General features: G+C 32.7%; 23 protein-coding genes, 1 tRNA gene and 1 pseudogene. 16 read left to right on the top strand and 9 right to left on the bottom strand.

Annotation, left to right across the window (positions count from 1 at the left end):
• The coding region (locus H593_RS0118220; protein WP_028873730.1) for a T9SS type B sorting domain-containing protein at window positions 1–327 on the top strand (327 nt) is incomplete at its 5' end.
• Between the two features lie 384 nt (window positions 328–711).
• Here the strand turns inward: H593_RS0118220 and H593_RS0118215 are convergent.
• On the bottom strand, window positions 712–2,229 hold the full coding sequence (locus H593_RS0118215; RefSeq protein ID WP_028873729.1) for an OmpP1/FadL family transporter: 1,518 nt from the start codon (window positions 2,227–2,229) through the stop codon (window positions 712–714).
• A 39-nt stretch (window positions 2,230–2,268) separates the two neighbouring features.
• Window positions 2,269–3,324, bottom strand: coding sequence for a dermokine domain-containing protein (locus H593_RS19750; RefSeq protein ID WP_051229827.1), 1,056 nt, complete (start codon window positions 3,322–3,324; stop codon window positions 2,269–2,271).
• A 100-nt stretch (window positions 3,325–3,424) separates the two neighbouring features.
• Here H593_RS19750 and proS point away from each other — a divergent pair, with 100 nt between their 5' ends.
• The 4 genes from proS (at window position 3,425) to H593_RS0118190 (ending at window position 5,951) form a co-directional block, all read left to right on the top strand.
• The gene (gene proS / locus H593_RS0118205) at window positions 3,425–4,903 is read left to right on the top strand and encodes a proline--tRNA ligase (protein ID WP_028873728.1); all 1,479 of its coding nucleotides are present in this window, start codon (window positions 3,425–3,427) and stop codon (window positions 4,901–4,903) included.
• Window positions 4,904–5,036: 133 nt separating this feature from the next.
• Window positions 5,037–5,108, top strand: a tRNA-Glu gene (locus H593_RS0118200).
• A gap of 27 nt (window positions 5,109–5,135) precedes the next feature.
• Complete coding sequence (rpsT, locus tag H593_RS0118195; protein WP_028873727.1) at window positions 5,136–5,390, top strand: 30S ribosomal protein S20; 255 nt, start codon at window positions 5,136–5,138, stop codon at window positions 5,388–5,390.
• A gap of 198 nt (window positions 5,391–5,588) precedes the next feature.
• Window positions 5,589–5,951, top strand: coding sequence for a hypothetical protein (locus H593_RS0118190; protein ID WP_028873726.1), 363 nt, complete (start codon window positions 5,589–5,591; stop codon window positions 5,949–5,951).
• Window positions 5,952–6,113: 162 nt separating this feature from the next.
• Here the strand turns inward: H593_RS0118190 and rho are convergent, their stop codons facing one another.
• On the bottom strand, window positions 6,114–7,871 hold the full coding sequence (gene rho / locus H593_RS0118185) for a transcription termination factor Rho (RefSeq protein WP_028873725.1): 1,758 nt from the start codon (window positions 7,869–7,871) through the stop codon (window positions 6,114–6,116).
• A gap of 228 nt (window positions 7,872–8,099) precedes the next feature.
• On the opposite strand from rho, the gene H593_RS0118180 reads away from it, so the two are divergent.
• On the top strand, window positions 8,100–8,510 hold the full coding sequence (locus H593_RS0118180; RefSeq protein ID WP_028873724.1) for a DUF4293 domain-containing protein: 411 nt from the start codon (window positions 8,100–8,102) through the stop codon (window positions 8,508–8,510).
• A 452-nt stretch (window positions 8,511–8,962) separates the two neighbouring features.
• Here the strand turns inward: H593_RS0118180 and H593_RS0118175 are convergent, their stop codons facing one another.
• Window positions 8,963–9,460, bottom strand: coding sequence for a metallophosphoesterase family protein (locus H593_RS0118175; protein WP_028873723.1), 498 nt, complete (start codon window positions 9,458–9,460; stop codon window positions 8,963–8,965).
• 151 nt (window positions 9,461–9,611) lie between these two features.
• Between H593_RS0118175 and truA the strand changes: the two genes are divergently transcribed.
• From truA to H593_RS0118145, 5 genes are all read left to right on the top strand, one after another.
• A complete protein-coding gene (gene truA, locus H593_RS0118170; RefSeq protein ID WP_028873722.1) occupies window positions 9,612–10,361 on the top strand; it encodes a tRNA pseudouridine(38-40) synthase TruA in 750 nt (249 codons plus the stop codon).
• A complete protein-coding gene (locus H593_RS0118165; RefSeq protein WP_028873721.1) occupies window positions 10,362–12,128 on the top strand; it encodes an ABC transporter ATP-binding protein in 1,767 nt (588 codons plus the stop codon).
• 83 nt (window positions 12,129–12,211) lie between these two features.
• A complete protein-coding gene (locus H593_RS20945; RefSeq protein WP_147231398.1) occupies window positions 12,212–12,400 on the top strand; it encodes a hypothetical protein in 189 nt (62 codons plus the stop codon).
• A gap of 237 nt (window positions 12,401–12,637) precedes the next feature.
• Window positions 12,638–13,282: a GLPGLI family protein gene (locus H593_RS0118150; RefSeq protein WP_084142377.1), complete on the top strand. Its 645-nt coding sequence runs from the start codon at window positions 12,638–12,640 to the stop codon at window positions 13,280–13,282.
• Window positions 13,264–15,756 carry a carboxypeptidase-like regulatory domain-containing protein gene (locus H593_RS0118145; protein ID WP_028873719.1) on the top strand — a complete coding sequence of 831 codons (2,493 nt, stop codon included), beginning with the start codon at window positions 13,264–13,266 and terminating at the stop codon, window positions 15,754–15,756. The genes H593_RS0118150 and H593_RS0118145 overlap by 19 nt, the downstream gene beginning before the upstream one ends.
• A gap of 171 nt (window positions 15,757–15,927) precedes the next feature.
• On the opposite strand, the gene H593_RS0118140 is transcribed toward H593_RS0118145, so the two are convergent.
• From H593_RS0118140 to folP, 5 genes and pseudogenes are all read right to left on the bottom strand, one after another.
• The gene (locus tag H593_RS0118140) at window positions 15,928–16,386 is read right to left on the bottom strand and encodes a hypothetical protein (RefSeq protein ID WP_147231396.1); all 459 of its coding nucleotides are present in this window, start codon (window positions 16,384–16,386) and stop codon (window positions 15,928–15,930) included.
• 53 nt (window positions 16,387–16,439) lie between these two features.
• Window positions 16,440–16,592, bottom strand: a pseudogene (locus H593_RS21640) (DUF3667 domain-containing protein); the annotation flags it as partial.
• A gap of 159 nt (window positions 16,593–16,751) precedes the next feature.
• A complete protein-coding gene (gene cdaA, locus H593_RS0118135) occupies window positions 16,752–17,534 on the bottom strand; it encodes a diadenylate cyclase CdaA (RefSeq protein WP_028873717.1) in 783 nt (260 codons plus the stop codon).
• A 37-nt stretch (window positions 17,535–17,571) separates the two neighbouring features.
• Window positions 17,572–18,279 carry a hypothetical protein gene (locus H593_RS20330; RefSeq protein ID WP_051229826.1) on the bottom strand — a complete coding sequence of 236 codons (708 nt, stop codon included), beginning with the start codon at window positions 18,277–18,279 and terminating at the stop codon, window positions 17,572–17,574.
• Complete coding sequence (gene folP, locus H593_RS0118125; RefSeq protein WP_028873716.1) at window positions 18,280–19,101, bottom strand: dihydropteroate synthase; 822 nt, start codon at window positions 19,099–19,101, stop codon at window positions 18,280–18,282. It lies immediately after the preceding gene.
• A gap of 128 nt (window positions 19,102–19,229) precedes the next feature.
• Between folP and H593_RS0118120 the strand changes: the two genes are divergently transcribed.
• The 5 genes from H593_RS0118120 (at window position 19,230) to tpiA (ending at window position 23,470) form a co-directional block, all read left to right on the top strand.
• On the top strand, window positions 19,230–19,769 hold the full coding sequence (locus tag H593_RS0118120; RefSeq protein ID WP_028873715.1) for a DUF1599 domain-containing protein: 540 nt from the start codon (window positions 19,230–19,232) through the stop codon (window positions 19,767–19,769).
• Window positions 19,770–19,781: 12 nt separating this feature from the next.
• Window positions 19,782–20,876, top strand: coding sequence for a BT_3928 family protein (locus H593_RS0118115; RefSeq protein WP_028873714.1), 1,095 nt, complete (start codon window positions 19,782–19,784; stop codon window positions 20,874–20,876).
• Window positions 20,877–21,114: 238 nt separating this feature from the next.
• Window positions 21,115–22,191: an ABC transporter permease gene (locus H593_RS0118110; RefSeq protein WP_028873713.1), complete on the top strand. Its 1,077-nt coding sequence runs from the start codon at window positions 21,115–21,117 to the stop codon at window positions 22,189–22,191.
• 1 nt (window position 22,192) lies between these two features.
• Window positions 22,193–22,684 (top strand): TlpA family protein disulfide reductase, encoded by a 492-nt coding sequence (locus H593_RS0118105; protein ID WP_028873712.1) that lies wholly within the window; start codon window positions 22,193–22,195, stop codon window positions 22,682–22,684.
• Between the two features lie 36 nt (window positions 22,685–22,720).
• Complete coding sequence (gene tpiA, locus H593_RS0118100; RefSeq protein WP_028873711.1) at window positions 22,721–23,470, top strand: triose-phosphate isomerase; 750 nt, start codon at window positions 22,721–22,723, stop codon at window positions 23,468–23,470.
• Window positions 23,471–23,610: the final 140 nt, after the last annotated feature.

Here is a 23,610-nt window from a genome sequence, read left to right as displayed (position 1 = left end):
GTCACTGCGAGAGACAAGAATGGATGCGGAGAAGGGAGTGATACCGTTATTGTCATGGACTATCCAAAATTCTTCACACCAAATGGCGACGGTTATAATGACACATGGAACATTAGTGCAATAAATAGTCAACCAAACGCAAAAATTTATATATTTGACAGATACGGAAAATTACTCAAGCAACTCAGTCCAACAGGAGCAGGCTGGAATGGTACCTACAACGGTAACCAACTCCCAACAAGCGACTACTGGTTTGCAGTAGAGTACAATGAGCCTATTACAGGCGACCGTAAAGAATTTAAAGCCCATTTTACCCTGAAAAGGTAACTATTAAACGAATTATATTTAAAAGGCTACGTCACAATGACGTGGCCTTTTTTGATTTTATAAAATAGAGCTATTTCTATTGTTATTTAGATAGGAGGTTAACTTTATTAGTTATTAAAGGCGTAGTACTATATTTAACTAACTCGATATTAGGAGTACTATAGAATGATATTTATCTCCAAGTACAATTTGTGTAATCAAACTTATGCGATAGTCCATATTGTAAACAATATTTTTAAACACTAATACCGTTTTGTATAGAACTTTAGTAGTTTTAAGATAGAGTAATTGAATTTTGTTTTAAAGGTCTTTTATAGCTGCTAATAATAAAAAAAGCGCTAAACGTAAGTCTAGCACTTTTCCGAAAAGAATACTATTTTCTAACTATAAGTTAAAACCTAATGACAGGGTAATATTAGAATTATTTGTATCTAATAGCGCAGCATCGGTTAAACCGACTGAATATAATTGATTGTTGGTATTTCTTTGAGCTTGATCATAGGTTAAATCTAATTTTGTATTACCAAAATTATAACCTATACCAAGAGAATAACCCGTTAAATCACCATAAAAAGAATCATCAGCATATGGGCTTTCTTCTAATCTATATCCCCCTCTAAGGCTAATTTGTTTTATTTTATATTCACCACCAACTCTATAAGTATTTGCTACTTTGAATACGTTATTCATGATATTATTTTGAGATGCAAAAAAAGGATCAGAGGTTGGTTTGAATTTTGTATTCGTATGATCTCTTCTAGAATAATCAAAACTTATCAAACCTTGTTCGCCAAAAACATAAGCTAAACTTCCTGTAATTTTTCCAGGAGACAGCAACCTATAGCTAGGAAAAATATTAATTATGTTTGGGTTGATAAAAGAAGAAAAGCTCCCGTCTCCATCATTTTGAACTGTCGAGATATTTTGAGACGTTTCTTCTGTAATTGTAAACCATGTGGGCGAGTTATAAGTAAAACCTGCTCTAAGCTCATTAGTGAGTTTTAAAATTGCTCCCAATTGAAATGAAAAACCATTACCAGTAGTGAGTAAATTATTTTCAAAACCAACATTGGTTATTAAAGAATCTTGATTAGAATTAGATTCGTTTAAAAATGTAGATCTTTCATAATTAATAAAGTGTGTGTTTAAATTAATTCCTAAATATAATTTGTCTTCATATTGAGTTGCTGCATTAAAGCTAAACTTCCCATTGTAACCTTGAGATACATAATCATACTGTTGATTGAATGTTCCTGGAGCTATGTTTGAGGTATAAAGTGTGTTTTCATCTGTATCAGTTCCTGGTTCTAGGATAAATGATTCGTATCCCAAGAAGGCTTGTTGATTTCCAAAACCATAAGTAGATCCAATTTCAGCATAAGCATCAGAAAGGTTTTCACCTGGAAATGCAGAAATTTGATCCAATCGAAGTCCGTTGGCATAGTCTAAAAAATATCCATCAATAGAATTTGCATTACGTCCAGAAGCAAACCATTGATTATCATAATTAGCAGTTTTATCATAAGCAACACTGAGGACGAATTTTTTCCAAGAAGAAGATTCATTTGTGTTTTGAAAAACAAAGGCTGCACCAGCTTGATTTAAGTCTATTTTAGAGTCAGAGGACGAACTTCTGCCATTAAAATAAGATATATCGTTGTCAACATTTAAACTAGATAATGATAAAGAAGCGTGACTTTTAGTGAATACAGCAGAACCTGCAGGGTTTATACTTACAGCAGACATATCTCCACCTAAGGCTCCAAAAGCTCCACTTAGAGCTCTAAAACGAGCTGTTCCTTGTATTTCATCTTGTGAATAGCGAAGCGCGTCTGATATATCTTGAGCCATAATATTGGACACAGATAACACTCCTATAGCAAGTATAGTTAATTTTTTCATATTGAAATTTTGTAAAATTATAATTTAAATAAACCTAGATTATCCTCTGCGTCCAGAGCCACCTCTACTTGATGATCTTGATGATCCGGATGATCTACTAGAACCACCGCTCGAACTTCTTGCAGAAGAAGATCTACTAGAACTGCTTCTTGAGCTTCTTGCAGAAGACGAATTGCTTCTATTATTGCTTCTTGGGCTCACAGAGTTATTAGTTCTAGATGTTCTAGGTCTCACGGAAGAGTTTGAACTTCTTGGTCTTGTTGTTCTAGGTCTTACCGTTGAATTACTACTTCTAGGCCTTACTGTTGAATTAGTTCTTCTATTTCTTATAGTAGAATTATTTCTAACAGATGATGATCTTCTGGAAACATTAGTTGAAGAATTACGTCTAGAGTAATTACCATTTCGATTTGCTAAATTAGAACCTCTTCTGCCCGCGTTATACGCTATTCCGTTTCTCCCTCTATTAAAATTGTTATGCCATCCAAATCCATTACCAAAGCCACCGTTCCATCCAAATCCATTACCAAAACCACCGTTCCAGCCCCAGTTATTGAATCCCCATCCAAAACCGTTACCAAAGCCACCATTCCAGCCCCAATTGTTGAATCCCATTCCAAAGCCACCATTCCAGCCCCAATTGTTGAATCCCATTCCAAAGCCACCATTCCAGCCCCAATTATTGAACCCCATTCCAAATCCGCCATTATTCCAACCATTGTCGTAATAATTTATAGTTACATTTTCATTAGCTTGTCCCCAACCAGCTTGGCCAGCTTGTTCATCTTCATAAGCTTCGTCACTATAGTTACCTTCGTATGAGTCTATATCCGTAAATATGGCGTTAGGATCATTTGGTATTTCACTATATTGTAAGGATTTTTGAGTGAAATAATCTTTATAGACACTCTGACTCTCTGCAGGAACTGCTCTTGCGTCTTCATAAACAACCCTTTCTCTAGAGTTGTTGTCATTGTAAATACCATCACTGTCATAACCAACATATTGGTATGAACCACAAGAAGCTAATAAGAACGTAAAGCTTAGTGCAACAAAAAATGGAAATTTCGTCTGTATGTAATTACTTAATTGCATATCTATTGATTTTTATTGTTGAACATTACAAAAATAGTTAGTTTTGCTGAACTATTTATTTATTTAACATATGCGCAAATTTTGTGCCAAAACATTAAAAATGAGTAAAAACCTTACAAGTAGAGCTGAAGATTATTCTAAATGGTATAACGAATTGGTTGTGAAGGCTGATTTGGCGGAGAATTCTGCTGTTAGAGGGTGCATGGTCATTAAGCCCTATGGATATGCGATTTGGGAGAAAATGCAGGCCGAATTAGATCGCATGTTTAAAGAAACTGGTCATCAAAACGCATATTTCCCCCTTTTTGTTCCTAAAAGTTTGTTTGAAGCTGAAGAGAAAAACGCTGAAGGTTTTGCAAAGGAGTGTGCAGTTGTTACACATTATAGATTACAAAATGATCCGGATAATCCAGGGAAACTGAGGGTGGACCCTGAAGCAAAATTAGAGGAGGAGCTTGTCGTTAGACCTACAAGTGAAGCTATTATATGGAGTACATACAAAGGATGGATTCAAAGCTACAGAGATTTACCAATCTTAATTAACCAATGGGCCAATGTGGTTAGATGGGAAATGAGGACTCGGTTGTTTTTGCGTACCGCAGAATTTTTATGGCAAGAAGGTCATACAGCGCACGCCACAAAAGCAGAAGCGGTAGCAGAAGCTAAACAAATGAATGATGTTTATGCAGAGTTCGCTGAAAATTTTATGGCTATCCCAGTAATAAAGGGCGTGAAAACTGAAAGCGAACGTTTTTCGGGAGCTATAGACACTTATTGTATAGAAGCATTAATGCAAGATGGAAAAGCTCTACAAGCTGGAACATCGCACTTTTTAGGTCAAAATTTTGCTAAAGCTTTTGATGTTAAATTTACGAATAATGAAGGCAAACTAGATTACGTTTGGGCAACATCTTGGGGAGTTTCAACACGTCTAGTAGGAGCTTTGATTATGACACATAGTGATGATAAAGGATTGGTTTTACCTCCAAATTTAGCACCATTTCAAGTCGTTATTGTGCCTATATATAAAACAGATGAACAATTAGAAGTAATTACAGAAAAAGCTAAGGGTATCATCAAAGAATTAAAGTCTCTTGGTATTTCATGTAAGCTTGATGCTAGAACAACGCACAGACCAGGAGCAAAGTTTGCTCAGCATGAATTACAAGGTGTGCCATTGCGAATTGCAATTGGACAAAGAGATATAGATAATGGAACTGTTGAGTTAGCAAGACGCGATACTTTAACTAAAGACGTTATAGGAATGACAGATCTTGTGTCTAAAGTAGAATTGCTTTTGAAAACAATTCAAGACGAATTATTTAGTAAAGCTATTAAATTTAGAGATACTCATACTACTGAAGTTGATGATTTTGAAACATTTAAAACTGTATTAGAGACTAAGACAGGGTTCATTTCTGCACATTGGGATGGTACAGCAGAAACTGAACAAAAAATAAAAGAGCTCACAAAAGCAACGATTAGATGTATTCCAATGGATGTTAAAAAAGAGGCTGGAAAGTGTGTATATACTGGGAATCCGTCAACAAATAGAGTGCTGTTTGCTAAGGCTTATTAAATTTTTTTTAAAAAAGTTTAATAAGGTCTTGCAACATTTAAAAATAGTTGTATTTTTGCATCCGCAATCAGTAATTGCTTGTTCATTTAAAAAGCACTTTAATTTATTAAAATGCGATTGAAATAAATAAAATGGCCCGTTCGTCTATCGGCTAGGACGCATGGTTTTCATCCATGTAAGAGGGGTTCGACTCCCCTACGGGCTACAATTTTTTAACAAGAAAGAAAAAACAATGGCAAATCACAAGTCAGCATTAAAAAGAATAAGAAGTAACGAAGCTAAGCGTTTACGTAACAGATACCAACACAAAACAACGCGTGGTGCTATCAAAAGGTTACGTGATATGGAAACAGCAAAAGACGCGGGTGATTACTTGCCGGCAGTTATTTCAATGATAGATAAATTAGCTAAGAACAACGTTATCCATGATAACAAAGCAGCTAATTTAAAATCAAGTTTAACTAAGCATGTCTCGGCTTTAAGCTAAACAGAATTAAATTTTACAATTGTAAGCTTCTCCATGTGAGAGGCTTTTTTTGTAATCTAAATTTTTTGTATAAAATTAACTAGGATGAGTATTAAAAGTTATTGTCAATAATAATTAGGAAATTATTAAAAAGGCTCTGTACTTGATTTAAAAAAAGATAAATTTGTATAAAATTAACTATTCACATAATCTTCACCTTTGGAAAATACACAAGCAATTAAATTAATCGATAAAATTCTTAAAAATCTTGATGAAACAGGAATTAATTCTGATGCATTAGTCGACGATATCAAGGAATTAAGAGGCTATGCTATAGAGCAAAAAGTGCCATTATTAGTAAAAGTATTGAGATATACTTATGAGCATATAGAAGAACACCAATCATTTCTTATTCCTATTCTTAACGATGAGCCGTTGGATGAAGAAAATGATATTGAACAAACAGAAGATGTTTCTCCCGTAGAAAGTCTTAAGTATTTAATAGCGCTTCCAAGAAATCTTAATAATAAGGGTAATCTTTCTGATTTAAAAGAATACAAAGAGCTTTTAATGGCTTACTAGTAATAGGTCGCGTAAACCACCATTAAAAGTAACGTGGTTATCTTATTGTAGTTCTATTAAATTTCGAACTAGATAAACTAAACCAGTTCATATAAACACAAAAAAAAAGCCTTGACTTATTAAGTTCAAGACTTTTTTTTTGGTTTAATATTTTAAACAAGTTTATCCGTTCATAGAGACTAAAAACTCTTCGTTGTTTCTTGTTTGCTTAAATCTTTCGTTAATGAACTCCATCGCTTCTACAGGATTCATGTCGGCAAGGTATTTACGCATTACCCACATTCTTTTAATTGTTGTTTCATCTAATAGAATATCATCACGACGCGTGCTTGAAGATGTTAAATCAATAGCTGGGAAAATACGACGATTAGAAATCTTGCGATCTAGTTGTAATTCCATATTACCAGTTCCTTTAAATTCTTCGAAGATGACTTCATCCATCTTAGAACCTGTTTCAGTTAAGGCTGTAGCGATAATAGTAAGTGATCCACCATTTTCAATGTTACGTGCTGCACCAAAGAAACGTTTTGGTTTGTGTAAAGCATTGGCATCTACACCACCACTTAATATTTTACCCGATGCAGGTTGTACAGAGTTATAAGCTCTTGCTAGACGTGTTATTGAATCTAATAGAATTACCACATCGTGGCCACATTCTACAAGACGTTTTGCTTTTTCTAAAACAATATTTGCAATTTTTACGTGCTCGTGAGCTTCTTTATCAAAAGTAGAAGCAATGACTTCACCACGCACATTTCGTTGCATGTCTGTGACTTCTTCTGGACGTTCATCAATTAATAAAATCATCTGATATACTTCAGGGTGATTAGCAGCGATTGCATTGGCAACATCCTTCAATAACATCGTTTTACCTGTTTTTGGTTGCGATACAATCATACCACGTTGTCCTTTACCAATTGGTGCGAACAAATCCATTATACGCGTAGAGATCGTCGCTTGCTTTTCAGCAATGTTAAATTTCTCTTCCGGGAATAATGGTGTTAAGTGCTCAAAAGCAACACGGTCTCTTACCACATTTGGACTTTGACCGTTTATCTTATTGACTTTGATTAATGGGAAGTATTTTTCACCTTCCTTTGGAGGGCGCACATTTCCTAAAACGGTATCACCAACTTTTAATCCAAACAATCTAATTTGTGATTGAGAGACATATATATCATCAGGAGATGATAAGTAGTTGTAATCAGATGAACGTAAAAAACCGTAACCATCTTGCATTACATCTAGAACACCTTCACTTTCTATAATAGCATCAAATTCAAAGTCTGGTTCTCTGTAACGATTGCGATTATCTTTGTTACCGTTATTCTTATGGACATTACCATCCTTTTGACGAGGGTTTGGTCTATTGCCATCCTTTTGACGAGGATTCGGCTTGTTGTCATCCTTCTGACGCGGATTAGGCTTGTTGTCATCCTTTGAGCGAGGATTCGGCTTATTATCATCCTTTGGACGCGGATTAGGCTTGTTATCGTTAGGACTTTTAGGACGATTATCGATATTTTGATTATTTTTTTTAATATCTTTTTTCTGTTCGTCAGACTTTGGAGACTTTTCATCTTTATCGTTGGTAGAAGTTTTAGATGACTCATCGTCTTTCTTCTCATCCAATTCCATTGTTTGTTGCGTAGGATTAGGATTCTCATCTTTCTTTTTCTCAACACGTGCTCTTGGTTTACGTTGTTGTGCAGACTTCTTGTCTTCTACTTTTTTATCAGGAGCACTAATCGGAGCAGCGACTTCTTGCTTTACAACATCTGGGTTGGCTGCTTGGAAATCTAAGATTTGGTAAACAAGATCTAATTTTTTTAACGTACGGTATTTTGGTACGTTAAGTTTTTGAGCTATATCCTGAAGTTCAGGAAGCTTTTTTGCTTTTAATTCGGAAATTTCGAACATGTATGTTTATACTAATTAAGTTTATTCTTTGAAATGGATTTATTTCTTACTTTTCTTTTTTTGAAAAAATATAATAATGTGAAAAATTTGAAAAAAATCTGAAGATTTAAACAACTGCTACTCTGAGTGTAGCAGTTGTTATTGCAATAATACAATTTTATTTTTAAAATTTAATACTACTTTTAAAAAGAAACTATTAATTTTGTACCTCGTTAGAGAGAATTAAATATGATACAACGCATACAAACTATATACCTTTTATTATCTGTAGCAGTATCTGCAGGTTTGATATTTGTATTGCACTTATGGACAAACAGTAAAGATCTTCCTGTTTTTGCAAAAGATGAATACTTGTATTTAGGTTTGTTTTTTGGATCTGCTTTATTATCTTTAATTTCTATTTTTAGTTTTAAAAACAGGAAGTTTCAATTTGTATTGGGACGACTCAACATAATATTAAATTTTATTTTATTAGGATTTTTTGTGTATCAATTACTAATGCCACCTGGAGAGAGTCATATTTCAGAGAAAGGTGTTGGGATATTTATACCTATTTTATCTATCGTATTATTGGTCTTGGCCAATAAAGCCATAAAAAAGGATGAAGATCTCGTCAAATCTGTTGATCGATTGCGATAAAACCTATTATCTTAATTATTTTAGTGCGTAAACCCAAGGTGAAGACCTTGGGTTTTTTTAGTGAAAACTAAATCTCAAAAACGCAGCACATTGGTGTTTATTGGTTGAACTAATCGCGTTGCATAATGGGATCTTTAATTTTTATTGTCTTCAGAAATAAGTATTACATTATTAAATATCTACATTTTATAAAGTGAAAATTTAACTAAAATCAATCATAAAATAATCTACATTTACTTAAAGCTTAATCTAGAAATATTATGAAAGTTCCTGTGTCGATGAATAACTTTAAAAATGGTTTAATGTATTTTTTTGCAGCATTGGCAATTAGTTTCTTACTCTATCAGTGTGAGTCGTTATCTTTAGGATGGTCAATATGCATTGGCTTTGGTGCATCAGTTTTATCTATTATAAATAGTAAATAAAATTTCTTCGGAAATTTTAAAACTTTATTAATATCGCTTCGGAAATTCTATAACTTCAAGATTCTCTATTTTTGAACCATCAATGGTAAAACGTAGCATTGTTCTTACGTTATGAAATCCATATTTCCCCACAGCTCCTGGATTCATATGGATGAGATTATTGCGTTTATCTGGCATGACTTTTAAGATATGTGAATGGCCGCAAATAAAAATGCGAGGTGGATTTGCTTTGATTAAGTCTCGAGTACGCATATTATATTTTGGAGGATAACCTCCAATATGAGTGATCCAAACATCAACATCTTCACACATAAATCTATTGTTTTCAGGAAATTCTAATCGCGCTTTAGCATGATCTATATTTCCATAAACACCTCTTAAAGGTTTTAGAGCTTTTATTTTATCGGTGACTTCCAAGTCTCCAATGTCTCCAGCATGCCAGACTTCATCAGCTTGTTTAACATATTTTAAGATGTCATTATCTATATAGCCATGAGTATCAGAAAGTAATAAGATTTTTGTCATATTTATTGTCTACTAAAGCAGAAATCTTTTAAAATTAATATCTATAAATCTATTCTTAAGAAATTTCCGAAGAATTTTTTTTAATTGTGTTAATGTAATATGATAACAATAAAACTAATTATCTTTGGATTTCACAAAAGTACCATTTCTATTGCGTTTTTTTATCGAATTATCATATAACGGGAAAGTATATCATGGTTGGCAAAATCAGCCAGATGCTATTTCCGTACAAGAGGTTTTAGAGAACACTTTGTCTACAATCTTAAAGCAGGATATAGCTGTGGTTGGAGCAGGAAGAACTGATACAGGAGTTCATGCTTCGCAGATGTTTGCTCATTTTGATTTCGATAAAAAATTATCAGAACAGATAGTTTTTAAATTGAATTCTTTTCTTCCAAAGGATATAGCGATTACAGCTATTTTTGAAGTTAAAGAGGATGCTCATGCACGATTTAATGCTTTAAGTAGAACGTATCATTATAAAATTTCAACGAGTAAAAATGTATTTAACTCTGATTTTGCTTATGCCTTGCAGAAATCATTAGATGTAGAATTAATGAATAAGGCTTGTGAAATTCTATTGCAGTATAAAGATTTTCAATGCTTTTCAAAAGTAAAAACAGATGTAAATACGTATTATTGTAAACTAATAAAAGCCCAATGGGAAGTTGAAAATGACGAATTAGTATTTACTATAACAGCAGATCGTTTTTTAAGAAATATGGTCAGAGCCATCGTAGGTACACTAATTAATATAGGTTTAGGTAAGTTAGAACTAGAGAAATTACATGATATTTTAAAATCTAAAGATAGAGGTGAAGCGGGCTTTTCTGTTCCAGCTCATGGATTGTATCTTGTAAACGTTGGGTATCCAGAAAGTATAAAAAAAGTAATTAACTAAATGGAAAACAAAAAGAATAAAGTCTTTGATTTGACCTTGTTTAAGAGATTGCTTCTATATATTAAACCGTATAGATCTGTATTTATTGTATCCTTGATTTGTGTGATTGGTCTTGCCGTTTTCGGTGCTTTGAGACCTTTAGTTTTACAAATAGCTATTGACGATCACATCGCTGTAAAACAGTACGACGGGTTTCTATTTTACGTGATCTTGATGTTAGTGTTGTTAATCCTTGAGGTGGTTAGTCAATTGTTTTTTATTTATTACGCTAACTGGCTAGGGCAATCTATTGTTAAGGATATACGTGTTAAATTATATGATCATGTTCTTAGATTTAGAATGAAATACTATGACAGCTCGTCTGTTGGTGTTTTAATCACAAGAACAGTAACAGATATGGAGCGTATCGCAGCTATATTTGGTGAAGGTTTGTTCATGATATTTAGTGATCTTCTCAAAATGTTGGTTGTTGGTGGAATGATGTTCTATATGAATTGGAAATTAAGTCTCATTGCATTTATTACTATGCCAATAGTGTTGTTTGCGACTAAGATTTTTCAGAGGTACATGAAACGTGCTTTTGAGGAAGTGAGGAACGAGGTGTCTAATTTGAATTCTTTCGTTCAAGAACGCGTTACTGGGATGAAAATTCTACAATTATTTACAAGAGAAGATACCGAGTTTAATAAGTTTAAAGCTATTAATGAGCGTCATAAAAGAGGTTGGTTAAAAACCGTTTGGTATAACTCTGTCTTTTTTCCAATTGCAGATCTTTTGTCATCCATAACCCTAGGAACTATTATTTGGGTTGGAGGATTGATGGTTGTTATTCAGGGAACCGCTACTGAAGGTAATTTATTTGCCTTCATCATGTATGTACCTATGTTGTTTAGGCCTTTAAACCAAATTGCAAATAAATTTAATACATTACAAATGGGAATGGTTGCAGCAGATCGTGTTTTTAGAGTTCTCGATACCACTTCCCAAATCGATGACTCTGGTACTGCCATTGCCACTGAGTTTAATGGCGATATCTCGTTTAAGGATGTCCATTTTTCTTATGTAGAAGATGAAGAAGTGCTTCAAGGTATTTCGTTAGAGGTTGAAGCAGGACAAACCATCGCCATTGTTGGATCTACAGGTGCAGGGAAGTCAACAATTATCAATTTATTAAATCGGTTTTATGATATTCGAGACGGGACTATTTGTATCGATGGTATCGATACAAAAAGCCTGACTTTAAAGTCCTTGCGTTCTCAAATTGCGGTTGTATTGCAAGACGTGTTTTTATTTGCTGATACTATTTTGAATAATATTACACTTAAGGATGATACTATTTCCGAAGAAACAGTGATACAAGCAGCAAAAGATATTGGAATTCATGATTTTATTTCGAGTCTTCCAAATGGGTATCATTATAATGTGAAAGAGCGCGGTGCGATGTTATCTTCTGGTCAACGACAGTTGATTTCGTTTTTAAGAGCTTATGTAACCAACCCTAGTATTTTGGTGTTGGATGAAGCGACGTCTTCTGTAGATTCCTATTCTGAGCAGCTGATCCAAGACGCCACAGATAAAATTACCCAAGGACGAACCTCAATCGTTATTGCGCATCGTCTAGCAACGATTCAACAAGCAGATCAAATTATCGTAATGGATGCTGGTAAAATTGTTGAAAAAGGAACCCATACCGAACTTTTAAAAGTTGAGAAAGGGTATTATAGAAATCTATATGAAGTTCAGTTTTTGAAGGCTGAGGCTAGTTAGATTAGTAAACTGTTAAGTATAGTAATTTTTCTATAATTATCTTGTTTATGTTTGGGTAGTACTAATTTAAAAACATAAATATTATGAAAAAAATATTTTTATTGCCTATGCTTTGCTTCCTATTCATAGGAATGTCTAGTTTTAGTTCTGTGGAAAAACTTAGTGAATATAATGAGCCTTGTCGAGTTACACTTTCTTTTACTGATGGAGAAACAGGCGAAACTTCTCAAGTTAGTTATATCTCTTATAGTCGTACTTCAGCAGCAGATTGAGATGCTGGCGCACAAGCTTTAGCAAATGGAAATTTTATGCAATCATCATATTTGAAAATGGTTCCTACAATATTTGACTTATAAAATGAAACATTTTATCTACATAGCTTTTTTTAGTCAGTTCTTTATTTATAGTCAAAATAATGATTCTATACCTTTGTTTGAATACGAAGTTAATTATAATTTAGGTAAAGCTTTGGTAAAAAAAAAGGCTATGTTTTTGAGTTAGATGGTAATATTTATTATAATACATCGAAAACAGAATTTTTAGAAAATATTGAAAGGCTTACTTTTGCAGAACAAACAGGAGTGCCTAATATCAATATAATATCTGCGGGTAATGGTATCGAAAATAATGTGAGTCTTTTAAAAGAGAACAACCATATTGATACCTATTCAGTAGGTAACGAAGTTATTCGTACCGATGAGGTTTTACAGAAACTGCAATGGATTTCTACTGGAGCAGAACAACTAGTAAATCGCAGAGAATGTATAAAAATGGTTTCAAAATTTAGAGGAAGAGATTATGTAGCTTACGTAGATTTGAGCGTTCCTGTAAATTTTGGTCCTTGGAAGTTTAATAGTTTTCCAGGATTACCAGTTTTAATTTATGATACAGAGAATAAATTGAAGTGGACTTTGATTAAAATAACAAATGATAGTAAGACTGATGTTCTAGAATTTATTGAACAGCAAAATGCTTATTTAAATTCATTGAAAAACTTATCTTTAAGAGAGTATGTCAAGTTGTATGATGAAACCGAAGATGGACATTCCATAATTCTTTCAAAGATGTCTAGAGATTTCCAAAAAGCTCCGGGCCAAAAGAAAAAGAAAAGAGGAGGCTTAGAATTGAAATTTGAATGGGAAAGAGAGAATTGAAAAATTGCAATTTTTTATTTGCTCAATTTGAGATTAGTGGGTCAGTAAAAGATTCTCTAAATAGATCGGTTGATGGTGTTAATATTTTGGTTTTTAAAAACGATTCTTTAAAAACATATACATTCAGTAATAATGGATTTTTTAGAATAAGTAATTTATCTAAAGGGACTTATAAATTGGAAGTGTCATCTATGGTCTATGAAAAAATCTCTAAAGTTGTAGATTTATCTAAAGACGAAATTGTCGACTTTAAATTAAGAGATAAGATAAATGTTATAGATGAGGTAATTATTCATGTTGAAAGAGATATTGAAATTAGAGGGGACACTATTATTTTTAAAGCAGATGCATTTAATAAGAAAAAGAATGCTGTCGTAGAGGGTCTCTTGAGCAGTATACCTGGAATAACTGTTGAATTAGATGGCACTTTGAAATTTCAAGGCGAACTAATTACCAACGTAAAAATTGATAATGATGATTTATTTGAAGGCGGTTATTCTGTATTAACCAAAAATTTAAATGCAGAAGTCATAGATAAAATTGAAGTATTGCAAAATTACAGTAGAAATCCTTTGCTTAAAAATATTAGAGATACTCAAGATATTGCACTAAATTTAACTTTAAAAGAAGATAGAAAAGCCAACTTATTTGGTAATGTGGAATTAGGATATGCAGAGCCAGATCGTTATGATTTAAATGGTAATTTGATCTCTTTATTGAAAAAAAGTAAGCATTACGTGTTGACTGATTTTAATACTATAGGTGATGATGTTGTTTCAGATATTAATGGGATTCTAAGTAGTAAAAATGATGATCAAAGTTTTAATTTAGGTAGAAAAGAAAGTAATTATACATTAACAACACTTAATACAGTGAGACCAGTTTTTGATAATAGGTTTGTCAATTTCAACGACTCTAAGTTTGCAAATGTAAATTCAATATTTAATGTGTCAGACAATTTAAAAATAAAAACATTAGGTATTTTGTTTTCTGACAACAAAGCATTTTTGAGTCAGAATATTACAAATTTTATTACTGAAGACTCATTTACATTAGTGGAAGATTTTAACACAAGAACTAAAGATAGATTGGGTTTAGGTAAACTAAGTGTGGAATGGGATTTAAGTAAAAATGAACGTTTTGAATATCAAGGTTCATATTATAAATTAAGGTCAAATGGCTTGTCCGACGTCGTTCAAAACCAAATAGATATTAATGAAGATTTAGGTTCAACTACCACTAGACATAATCATTTTATTCATTACACGTCTCGTTTACGAGATAGCTCTGCACTAGTCGTTTATGCAAAGTATATCAATGAGGCTAAACCTTTAGAATACATTGTAAAACTCTATTTATATGGTGATTTCTTCTATCCTGAGAATGAATCACAAACTTTTGAGCAATCTGTTTCTGTAATTGATTCTAAAATGAATCTTAAAACAATACAACTTGGTTATTTGTCTAACGGAACACACTTTAATTATGAAGGTTATTTGGGTTATAAAAATAGAAATGATGCGATCAATTCAAATTTGAGTTTTAATGATGGCGAGGATGTTTTTGTTGCTAATGATGACTTTCAAAATGATTTTAACTTAAGTACAAATCTATTCTACTTGAATAATAGATTTAGGCTTTCCATTGGGAAAGTAGATGTTTTTTCAAACATTAATTTAAATTACAATAATTTAAATATAAGAAATAGTGAAACTATTTCTAGTTATTATTTTTTAAATACTAGTTTAAATTTAAAGTATCAACCCAATAAAAAGCATGAATTGATTACAGGATTTGAAACTAATGGTAATGTTACAGATGCCCGAAATACCTTTAACGATTTTGTACAATTTAATTATAGAACATTTTTTAGAGGGTTGGATGATAGTAGTTTATTACGAAATAATGTAATGTATTTAAATTATAGATTTGGTAATTGGGCAGATAAGTTTTCAGCTAACTTAAATCTTAGATATACTCAAAACAAAAATTTTATATCGTCTAATTCATCTATTTCTTTAGATTTTAATACGACAGAACAAATAGTTTTGGATGATAGTGATAATTATTTTATTGGTCTTAATTTTGATAGATATATAAATTTCATATCCTCTAATTTTAAATTAAAAACCTCCTACACTCAATCTAATTATAAGGACATTATAAATAATTTTGAAAGAAATGTAAGCTCTACAAATCTAAATTATGGCTTTGAAATGAGGTCTGCATTTAATGGGAAATTTAATTTTATTTTAGGAACAGAATGGACTAAAACTGCATTCAAAATAAATAGTTCCAAAGCCGATAATACCAACAACAAAACATTTTTGGATCTTGATTTGGCTTTATTTGAAACTATAGATCTTTCTATTATTAATGAGCGTTATACATTTGGCAATTTACCTAAGAATAAGAGATCTTACTATTTTACTAACATTGAAGCTAAATATCAATTTAAAGACAGTAATTTTTAATCATTTTTAAGAATTAATAATCTTTATAATAATAAGTCTTTCGATATTTTTTCACTTACAGATATTACAACATTTACTTCAAGAACACCTTTGATTAATCGATATTTTATGTTTGGTATAAACTATCGGTTTTAATTATTTCGATCTACAGTTTTTAAAGTCTGAGGCTAGTTAGTAGAAAGCTAAAGCTACTTCCTTAGCTGCTTTTTGTGCTTTCATCATTTGCTGAAAGTCACCATTGATAAACATAATGATCGCCATAATAATGCCGAAAGCGATATGGAAAACAAAAAATGCAATAAAAAATAAAAACATTTTAAGTATTAAATCTCCTGCGCTAAGTTTAAAAATACGTTTAAAAGCATAACAGTGATAAATGAATAATGCAACATACAATATGAGTGCAAATAATAAATAATATTCTGGAATAATTAAAAGAACAATTTGCCCAAAGAGTATAGATATTATAGTGAGGGCAGACATACTGTATAGGTAAACAATTATGTGTTCGGTAAAGTTGTAATTTTTATCATAAAATACAATTAAGGATATAATCGCCATCAAAGGAATCATTGCAGATAACATTAAAGAGCCATATTCTAAGGATGAATTAGATGAGTTTTCCAACATTTGTTTAGACGTTGGATTATTGAATATTTCTCCTTGGAATAAATGAGAGTTATCTAGATATTGTAGGTGTTTTTTTTTATTATAAATAGAGATAAACCATTTAGCGACAGTGATATTCCAAAGAAACTAATAGGATTCACATATCGTTTTATAACACCTTGAACATAGCTGTCAATTACAGCTTCTGGTTTCCTATACAAATCAACAAACGTCTTAAGAGCTTATTGTCATAATTAAAGAGGGTTTTAGCAACGTGTTCAAATAGATTTTTGAAGGGGAGACCCGATTTCTTGTGCCTTTCCCTCGCAGTTATTACAGAAATTACTATTTTTTAAAAGTTGCTTATTACAGTTATTACAATCCATCTAAATCAAGTCTTGGTAAAGAAGTGCCGTTAAATCTTGTATGGTTTCAAACATCACAAATTCGCCGTTTTTTAGGTAAGAAATTTGGCCGGTTTCTTCGCTAACCACAAGAACGACTGCATCTGTTTTTTCTGTAATACCAACAGCGGCTCGATGACGTAACCCAAAACGTTGCGGAATATTCTGCTCGTTACTAACGGGTAGAATTACACGTGTCGCCTTCACTACATTGTTCTCAATTATAACGGCACCATCATGCAGCGGACTATTCTTAAAAAAGATACTTTCAATAATAGGTTGCGTGACTTTAATATTCATTTCATCACCAGTACTAGTCAAAAAATCTAGGTTATTATTGCGTTCTAATACAATAAGGGCTCCGGTTCTAGATTGTCCCATTCTCTCGCAGGCATTTACGAGTGCATTGATATCGGTTTCTGTTTCCACTTCGGTTTTTAAGAATTTCATTTTTTTGAAAAACTTACCACTACCACTTAAATTGGTGGAGCCAACCATGAGGAGAAATTTTCGTATTTCGGGTTGAAACACAACAATAAGGGCAATAATTCCCACTTTAATAAAACCATCAAAAATACGATGGAGCATAAACATATCTAGGATTTCAGTAACTCTCCAAACCAAATAAATAATAATAATCCCAATAAAAATATTGACAGCAACAGTACCTTTAACTAGTTTATAGACATAGTAGAGTAGAATAGCGACGAGAAAAACGTCTATAAAGTCTATTATCCCGAAATCCCAAAATTTGAATTTATCCAAGTTGAAAGCTGTTTAGCGTAAATGTAATAATTATTGGTTAATATATGAACTCGTTGTTAGCAATTGAGATTGTATCAGATTCTAAAGTAGAAATTTTTGATTTTATTGAGATGTAATCTTGAAAACTCAAATTCTGATTTAAATATAATTTTAGATGGAACCCAATAAAATTATATTCATTTACCAAGTACTCCATTGTTTTAGAAAGCTCTTCAATGAAAATTATTTCATTTCCAATTTTTATTTTTTTGTCTTCATTTATAATTAGTGATAAAGTTGATTGTGCATGATAACCAGCCATATTATTAGATTCAGTTTTTGATTTTAGAGTTTGTATTCCAGTAGAGTCTTGTTTTATATCGATTAAGTCGTAAACAACATTCGTAAACTCCAAAAACCCCAAATTTTTAATACTCGTATCGTTACAAGTAAAGTAATTCTTAGCATCTTCATTTTTATGCAATTCCGCATTTCGCTTTTTCTCCTGTAAGAATTTTATCTTCGGAATCGCTTGAGCAAGTGTCAATCGTTTATCCACATTAACCAACCAATTGGTCGTAATAATCAAGTTTTTCCGGTTGAGTTCTATGCTGTCTTCTTTTGTTTCATCATAAAATAAATAGGCATGAGACACATCGTTAATTTCGGTGATTTTTGCATTTTCAATTTCTGGAAGTTGTAAAATACGCTCATTTCCGCAGGAAAAAAGCACGACAGAAACCAATAGTAGATACAAGTGTTTCATTTAATGCAGTTGTTGGGTTAGTGTAATACATTCCAGAGCTTCCTTAACATCGTGAACTCTCAAAATATTAGCGCCTTTTTGTAAGGCAATGGTATTGAAAACTGTGGTTCCGTTAAGCGCCTCTTCCGAAGAACTATTTAAAGTCTTATAAATCATTGACTTTCTAGATAACCCAGCAAGAATGGGTAAGTCGGTCATTCGTAATAACTCAAATTTATTAAGTAACTCGTAATTCTGCTCTAAAGTTTTTGCAAATCCAAAGCCTGGATCAATAATTAAATCAACAATTCCTAGTGCTCTAGCTTTTGCAATTCGTTCAGAAAAATAAAAGAGAATATCGGCAACCAAATCATCATAATTGGTGAGACTTTTCATCGTTTTAGGATTACCTCTCATATGCATCATAATGTAAGGCACGTTCAAATTGGCAATCGTTTTAAGCATCTCTTCATCCAAATGTCCTGCAGAAATATCATTTACCATACATGCTCCAGATTTAATAGCTTGTTGTGCGACTTGACTTCTAAAAGTGTCTACGGAAATGAGCGTATCTGGACATTCGTTAAGAATCATTTCAATTATTGGGATCACACGTTGTAACTCTTCGTCTACCGAAACATCATCTGCATCAGGTCTAGAACTATAACCACCAACATCTATAAACGTTGCGCCTTGCGATGTCATGGTTTTTACTTGACTCATAATGGCCATCGTATTTTTATAGTTGCCACCATCATAGAAAGAATCTGGAGTCACATTGAGAATTCCCATGATTTTAGGAGTTGATAAATCTATAAGTTTGCCTTTACAATTTATGGTCATAGCCGTCTTTCGAATTTTATTTTAGAGGCTCAAAAACATCCGATATTCATAAAAATCTTGAATTTGGAACGTTGCACTTTGAACTCTGAACTATTTAAGCGAAATTTACGGAAAATTAAATGTTTTAAATGCAAGATACTTCAAAACAATATGATGCTGTGATTTCAACATGCAGAAGTCTTTTTATAAGTAAAATGAAAGACTATGGAAGTGCTTGGCGAATTTTAAGACTACCATCGCTAACCGATCAAATCTATATCAAAGCCCAACGCATTAGAGGTTTGCAACAAAACAACGAGCGTAAGGTTGATGAAGGTGAAGTGAGCGAGTTTATTGGTATTATCAATTATTGCACAATGGCTTTGATTCAATTAGAAAAAGGTGTGGTAGAACAACCAGATTTATCTTTGGATGAAGCTATTGAATTATATGATGGTAAAATTGCGATTACAAAACAACTCATGATGGATAAAAACCATGATTATGGTGAAGCTTGGAGAGATATGCGTGTGAGTAGTTTAACCGATTTGATTTTACAAAAATTATTGCGTGTAAAACAAATTGAAGATAATGCAGGAAAAACATTAGTAAGTGAGGGGATTGATGCCAACTATCAGGATATGATTAATTATTCGGCATTTGCACTCATTCATTTAAAAGAAGCATAAAAAAAATAGAACATGAAAGCACTAGTAAACATATGTCGAGTATTCGTAGGAGGATTATTTATTTTTTCAGGATTTATAAAACTCAATGACCCCTTAGGGTTTTCATATAAACTAGAAGAATACTTTAGTTATGATGTTCTCAATATACCATCGTTAATACCTTTTGCTTTAGGGCTTGCAATATTTGTGGTCGTTTTTGAAGTAGTATTAGGCGTATTCTTGCTCATTGGTTATAAACCTAAATTTACGGTTTGGAGTTTATTAGCGATGATTGTCTTCTTTACATTTTTGACCTTCTACGCAGCCTTTTTTGAAAAAGTAAAAGATTGTGGATGTTTTGGAGATTTCTTAAAATTGTCCCCTTGGCAATCGTTTTGGAAGGATGTGATTTTGCTGGTAATGATCGTTGTTTTGTTTATTGGTCATCGTCATATTAAATCAATATTTAGCAAATTTGGATTAACAGTTACTGCATTATTGAGTTTTATCGTGTGTCTATGGTTTGGTTATCATGTGTTGATGTACTTACCAGCGTTCGATTTTAGAGCTTATAAAATAGGAGATAACCTACAGGAGAACATGCAATTGCCAGCAGATGCTCAAAAATCGGTAACAGATTATGTCTGGACTTACAAAATCAATGGTGAAGAAAAAACAATAACAGATAGAGGTCGTGGGCCAAAACAATACGATGAAATTATAGGTGTAGATACCAGACTAGTTGAAGAAGGTGATGTGCCTAAAATTCAAGATTTTTCTATAGAGTCCCAAGATGAAGATTTAACACAGCAGTTTTTAGAGTTGGATAAATTGGTCATAATTGTCGCTTACAGCTTAGAGAAAACAGAAGCAGATGGTATGAAGAAATTTAAGGCAATGGCAGATGAAGCTCAGAAAAAAGGCTATACTGTAATTGGTGTAACTGCCTCTGGTGAAGCAAAGAAAAAAGAAATAAGAAACACTTATAATCTAGATTTTGATTTTTATTTGTGTGATGAAAAAGTATTGAAAACTATAGTAAGAGCAAATCCAGGCGTTGTTGTTTTAGAAAAAGGAACAGTAACTCAAAAAGTACATTGGAATGATATTGCTGACCTTAAATTATAGTTTTTAGAAGTCATAGATTTGCAGTTGAATCATAAAACAGCAATACTCTAATTACATTAAAGTATTTACAAAAGCCTTAGAGAGTTAACCTCATGGTGAATAAATAATATGTCATAACTCTGGAGTAATAACAAACGATTAATCAAAGAAGGTTTTGCGACTTTACGTCTCTCTGAGAAATAATAATTGAGCTTACCCAAAGACGCGTAAGCACAACTCAACAACAAACAATAAACACCTGATAAGATATATCCTAAATAAAATCCTTTACGCATTACTCACTCTTCTAGGTGTAGTAACAGTCATATTTTATTTATTTAATGTGTTACCAGGAGATCCTGCACAAATGATGCTTGGACAAAATGAAGATAGCGAGCAAATAGCTACTGTGAAAGCTAAATATGGATTTGATAAACCTATTTCAACTCAGTATTTATATTATTTAAATGATTTAAATCCTATTTCATTTCACTCATTAAACCAAGACGACTACACCTATTTAAAAGCTGGTAAATATTCAGCATCAAAATTGTTTACTGTTGGCAATACAACAGTAGTTATCAAGTTTCCATACTTAAGAGAATCGTTTGCCAAACAAGGTAAAAAAGTATCGCAAGTTATTGGAGAGACACTTCCAAACACAGCGGTTTTAGCCGTTTCAGCAATTATTATTGCTATTGTGCTAGGTATTTTATTTGGTATAATATCTGCACTTTATAAAGACCAATGGATAGATAAAACGATTCAAATCTTTAGCACCTTAGGCATGAGTGTACCTTCGTTTTTTAGTGCTATTCTATTTGCATGGTTCTTCGGTTTTGTGATTCATAAGTACACTAATTTAGAAATGACAGGAAGCTTATACGAGCTTGATGATTTTGGAGAAAAAGTGACTATAAAATGGAAGAACCTTATACTTCCAGCCGTTGTTTTAGGGATTCGTCCTTTAGCAGTTGTTATTCAGTTAATGCGGAATTCACTTTTAGAAGTATTTAACCAAGATTATATTAGAACAGCAAGAGCCAAAGGGCTTAGCGAATTTCAGATCATCAGAAAACACGCTATAAAAAATGCTTTAAACCCTGTAGTAACAGCAATTTCAGGTTGGTTTGCTTCGATGTTAGCAGGAGCCGTATTTGTAGAATATATTTTTGGCTGGAATGGTCTTGGCAAAGAAATAGTCAATGCGCTCAATACATTAGATTTACCAGTAATAATGGGAGCAGTTTTAGTTATAGCACTATTGTTTATAATCATTAATATATTTGTCGATATTATTTATGGATGGCTCGACCCAAAAGTGAAATTAGAATAGTATGAGAAATATAATGTACACGGTATTCATCTGTCTTTGTATCACAAACTGTGAAGCGCAACCAGAGCCAACTCAATTTTCAGAAGCTGCTTTGAATGCTGTTTTTGTAAATCCTGAAGGAGAAAAGGAAAGCCTCAAAACAATTTTAGAGACCTATAAGGGAAAAAAAGTTTTGATAGATATTTGGGCAAGTTGGTGTAGAGATTGCATTGTAGGCTTACCAGATTTAAAAGCATTACAAGAAGAACATAAAGATGTTACTTATCTGTTTTTATCTATGGATAAAACGCAAAAGAGTTGGAAAAACAGTATTAAAAAATATGACATAACAGGGGTGCATTATTTTATGCCGTCAGGTTGGGATGGGCCTTTTAGCGATTTTATGGATTTAGACTGGGTACCGCGATATATGGTTGTTGATAGCGAAAGTAACATTAAATTATTTAGAGCTATAACAGCTAACGATCTAAAAATAAAAGAACATTTAAAGTAAAATATAAGTTTCTTCGGAAATATAAATACAACACTAATGAGAAAAAATATTGTAGCAGGAAATTGGAAAATGAATAATGATTTGGCGCAAACAGAAGCATTAATTTCAGATTTAAAAGCACATACAAAAACGTCAAATGCAGAGGTGATGATTGCGCCATCATTTACAAACCTATGGCACGCTTTTGAAGCGACAAGGCAAGACGATATTGAAGTGGTAGCACAAAATATGCACTTCGCAGATAACGGTGCTTACACAGGAGAAGTAAACGCAAGTATGTTAAAAGGTATTGGTATAAAAACCGTTATTTTAGGTCATAGCGAGCGTCGCGCTTATTACAATGAAACAGATGAATCGTTAGCAAAAAAGGTAGATGCAGCACTGGCAAACGATATGAGAACAATCTTTTGCTTTGGAGAAGAATTGGCAGATCGTAAAGCTGGCAGTGAGGAGGCGATAGTAGGCTCTCAAATTAAGAATGCCTTGTTTCATTTAGAAGCTTCAGCATTTAAAAATATCATTTTAGCTTATGAACCTGTTTGGGCAATAGGGACAGGAGAAACGGCAAGCCCAGAGCAAGCTCAAGATATGCATAAATTTATAAGACAAACATTAAACGATACCTATGGTAGTCAAGTTGCAGATGACATGTCCATTCTTTATGGTGGTAGCGTAAAACCTGGCAATGCTAAAGAAATTTTCAGCAAACCTGATGTTGATGGCGGACTTATTGGAGGAGCAGCTCTAAAAGCAGACGATTTCTATGCCATTGTAAACGCATTTTAAAAATTTAATTTGGACGTTACCAAGACATGCTAAAGAGCATTGTCTTGGTCGCGCTATCTATGATATCTTTTTTGAGAACTACAAAAAAGGATGCCATTTCTATCGCTAACGCACTTACGTGCTAAAACCACTACCATACC

It is taken from the genome of Psychroserpens burtonensis DSM 12212 (assembly GCF_000425305.1).
GTDB classification, from domain to species: domain Bacteria; phylum Bacteroidota; class Bacteroidia; order Flavobacteriales; family Flavobacteriaceae; genus Psychroserpens; species Psychroserpens burtonensis.
The sequence above is the reverse complement of the archived record's forward strand: the minus strand, read 5'-3'. Positions and strand labels throughout refer to the sequence as shown.

Bases quoted from the DNA above. Each gene is read 5' to 3' on its own strand.
- H593_RS0118215 (WP_028873729.1), bottom strand. From the start codon at position 2,229: ATGAAAAAATTAACTATACTTGCTATAGGAGTGTTATCTGTGTCCAAT.
- H593_RS19750 (WP_051229827.1), bottom strand. From the start codon at position 3,324: ATGCAATTAAGTAATTACATACAGACGAAATTTCCATTTTTTGTTGCA.
- H593_RS0118115 (WP_028873714.1), top strand. From the start codon at position 19,782: ATGAAAGCACTAGTAAACATATGTCGAGTATTCGTAGGAGGATTATTT.
- H593_RS0118140 (WP_147231396.1), bottom strand. From the start codon at position 16,386: ATGTTGGAAAACTCATCTAATTCATCCTTAGAATATGGCTCTTTAATG.
- proS (WP_028873728.1), top strand. From the start codon at position 3,425: ATGAGTAAAAACCTTACAAGTAGAGCTGAAGATTATTCTAAATGGTAT.
- H593_RS0118180 (WP_028873724.1), top strand. From the start codon at position 8,100: ATGATACAACGCATACAAACTATATACCTTTTATTATCTGTAGCAGTA.
- rho (WP_028873725.1), bottom strand. From the start codon at position 7,871: ATGTTCGAAATTTCCGAATTAAAAGCAAAAAAGCTTCCTGAACTTCAG.
- H593_RS0118165 (WP_028873721.1), top strand. From the start codon at position 10,362: ATGGAAAACAAAAAGAATAAAGTCTTTGATTTGACCTTGTTTAAGAGA.
- H593_RS20330 (WP_051229826.1), bottom strand. From the start codon at position 18,279: ATGAAACACTTGTATCTACTATTGGTTTCTGTCGTGCTTTTTTCCTGC.
- H593_RS20945 (WP_147231398.1), top strand. From the start codon at position 12,212: ATGAAAAAAATATTTTTATTGCCTATGCTTTGCTTCCTATTCATAGGA.
- H593_RS0118175 (WP_028873723.1), bottom strand. From the start codon at position 9,460: ATGACAAAAATCTTATTACTTTCTGATACTCATGGCTATATAGATAAT.
- rpsT (WP_028873727.1), top strand. From the start codon at position 5,136: ATGGCAAATCACAAGTCAGCATTAAAAAGAATAAGAAGTAACGAAGCT.
- H593_RS0118105 (WP_028873712.1), top strand. From the start codon at position 22,193: ATGAGAAATATAATGTACACGGTATTCATCTGTCTTTGTATCACAAAC.
- tpiA (WP_028873711.1), top strand. From the start codon at position 22,721: ATGAGAAAAAATATTGTAGCAGGAAATTGGAAAATGAATAATGATTTG.
- H593_RS0118145 (WP_028873719.1), top strand. From the start codon at position 13,264: ATGGGAAAGAGAGAATTGAAAAATTGCAATTTTTTATTTGCTCAATTT.
- folP (WP_028873716.1), bottom strand. From the start codon at position 19,101: ATGACCATAAATTGTAAAGGCAAACTTATAGATTTATCAACTCCTAAA.
- H593_RS0118120 (WP_028873715.1), top strand. From the start codon at position 19,230: ATGCAAGATACTTCAAAACAATATGATGCTGTGATTTCAACATGCAGA.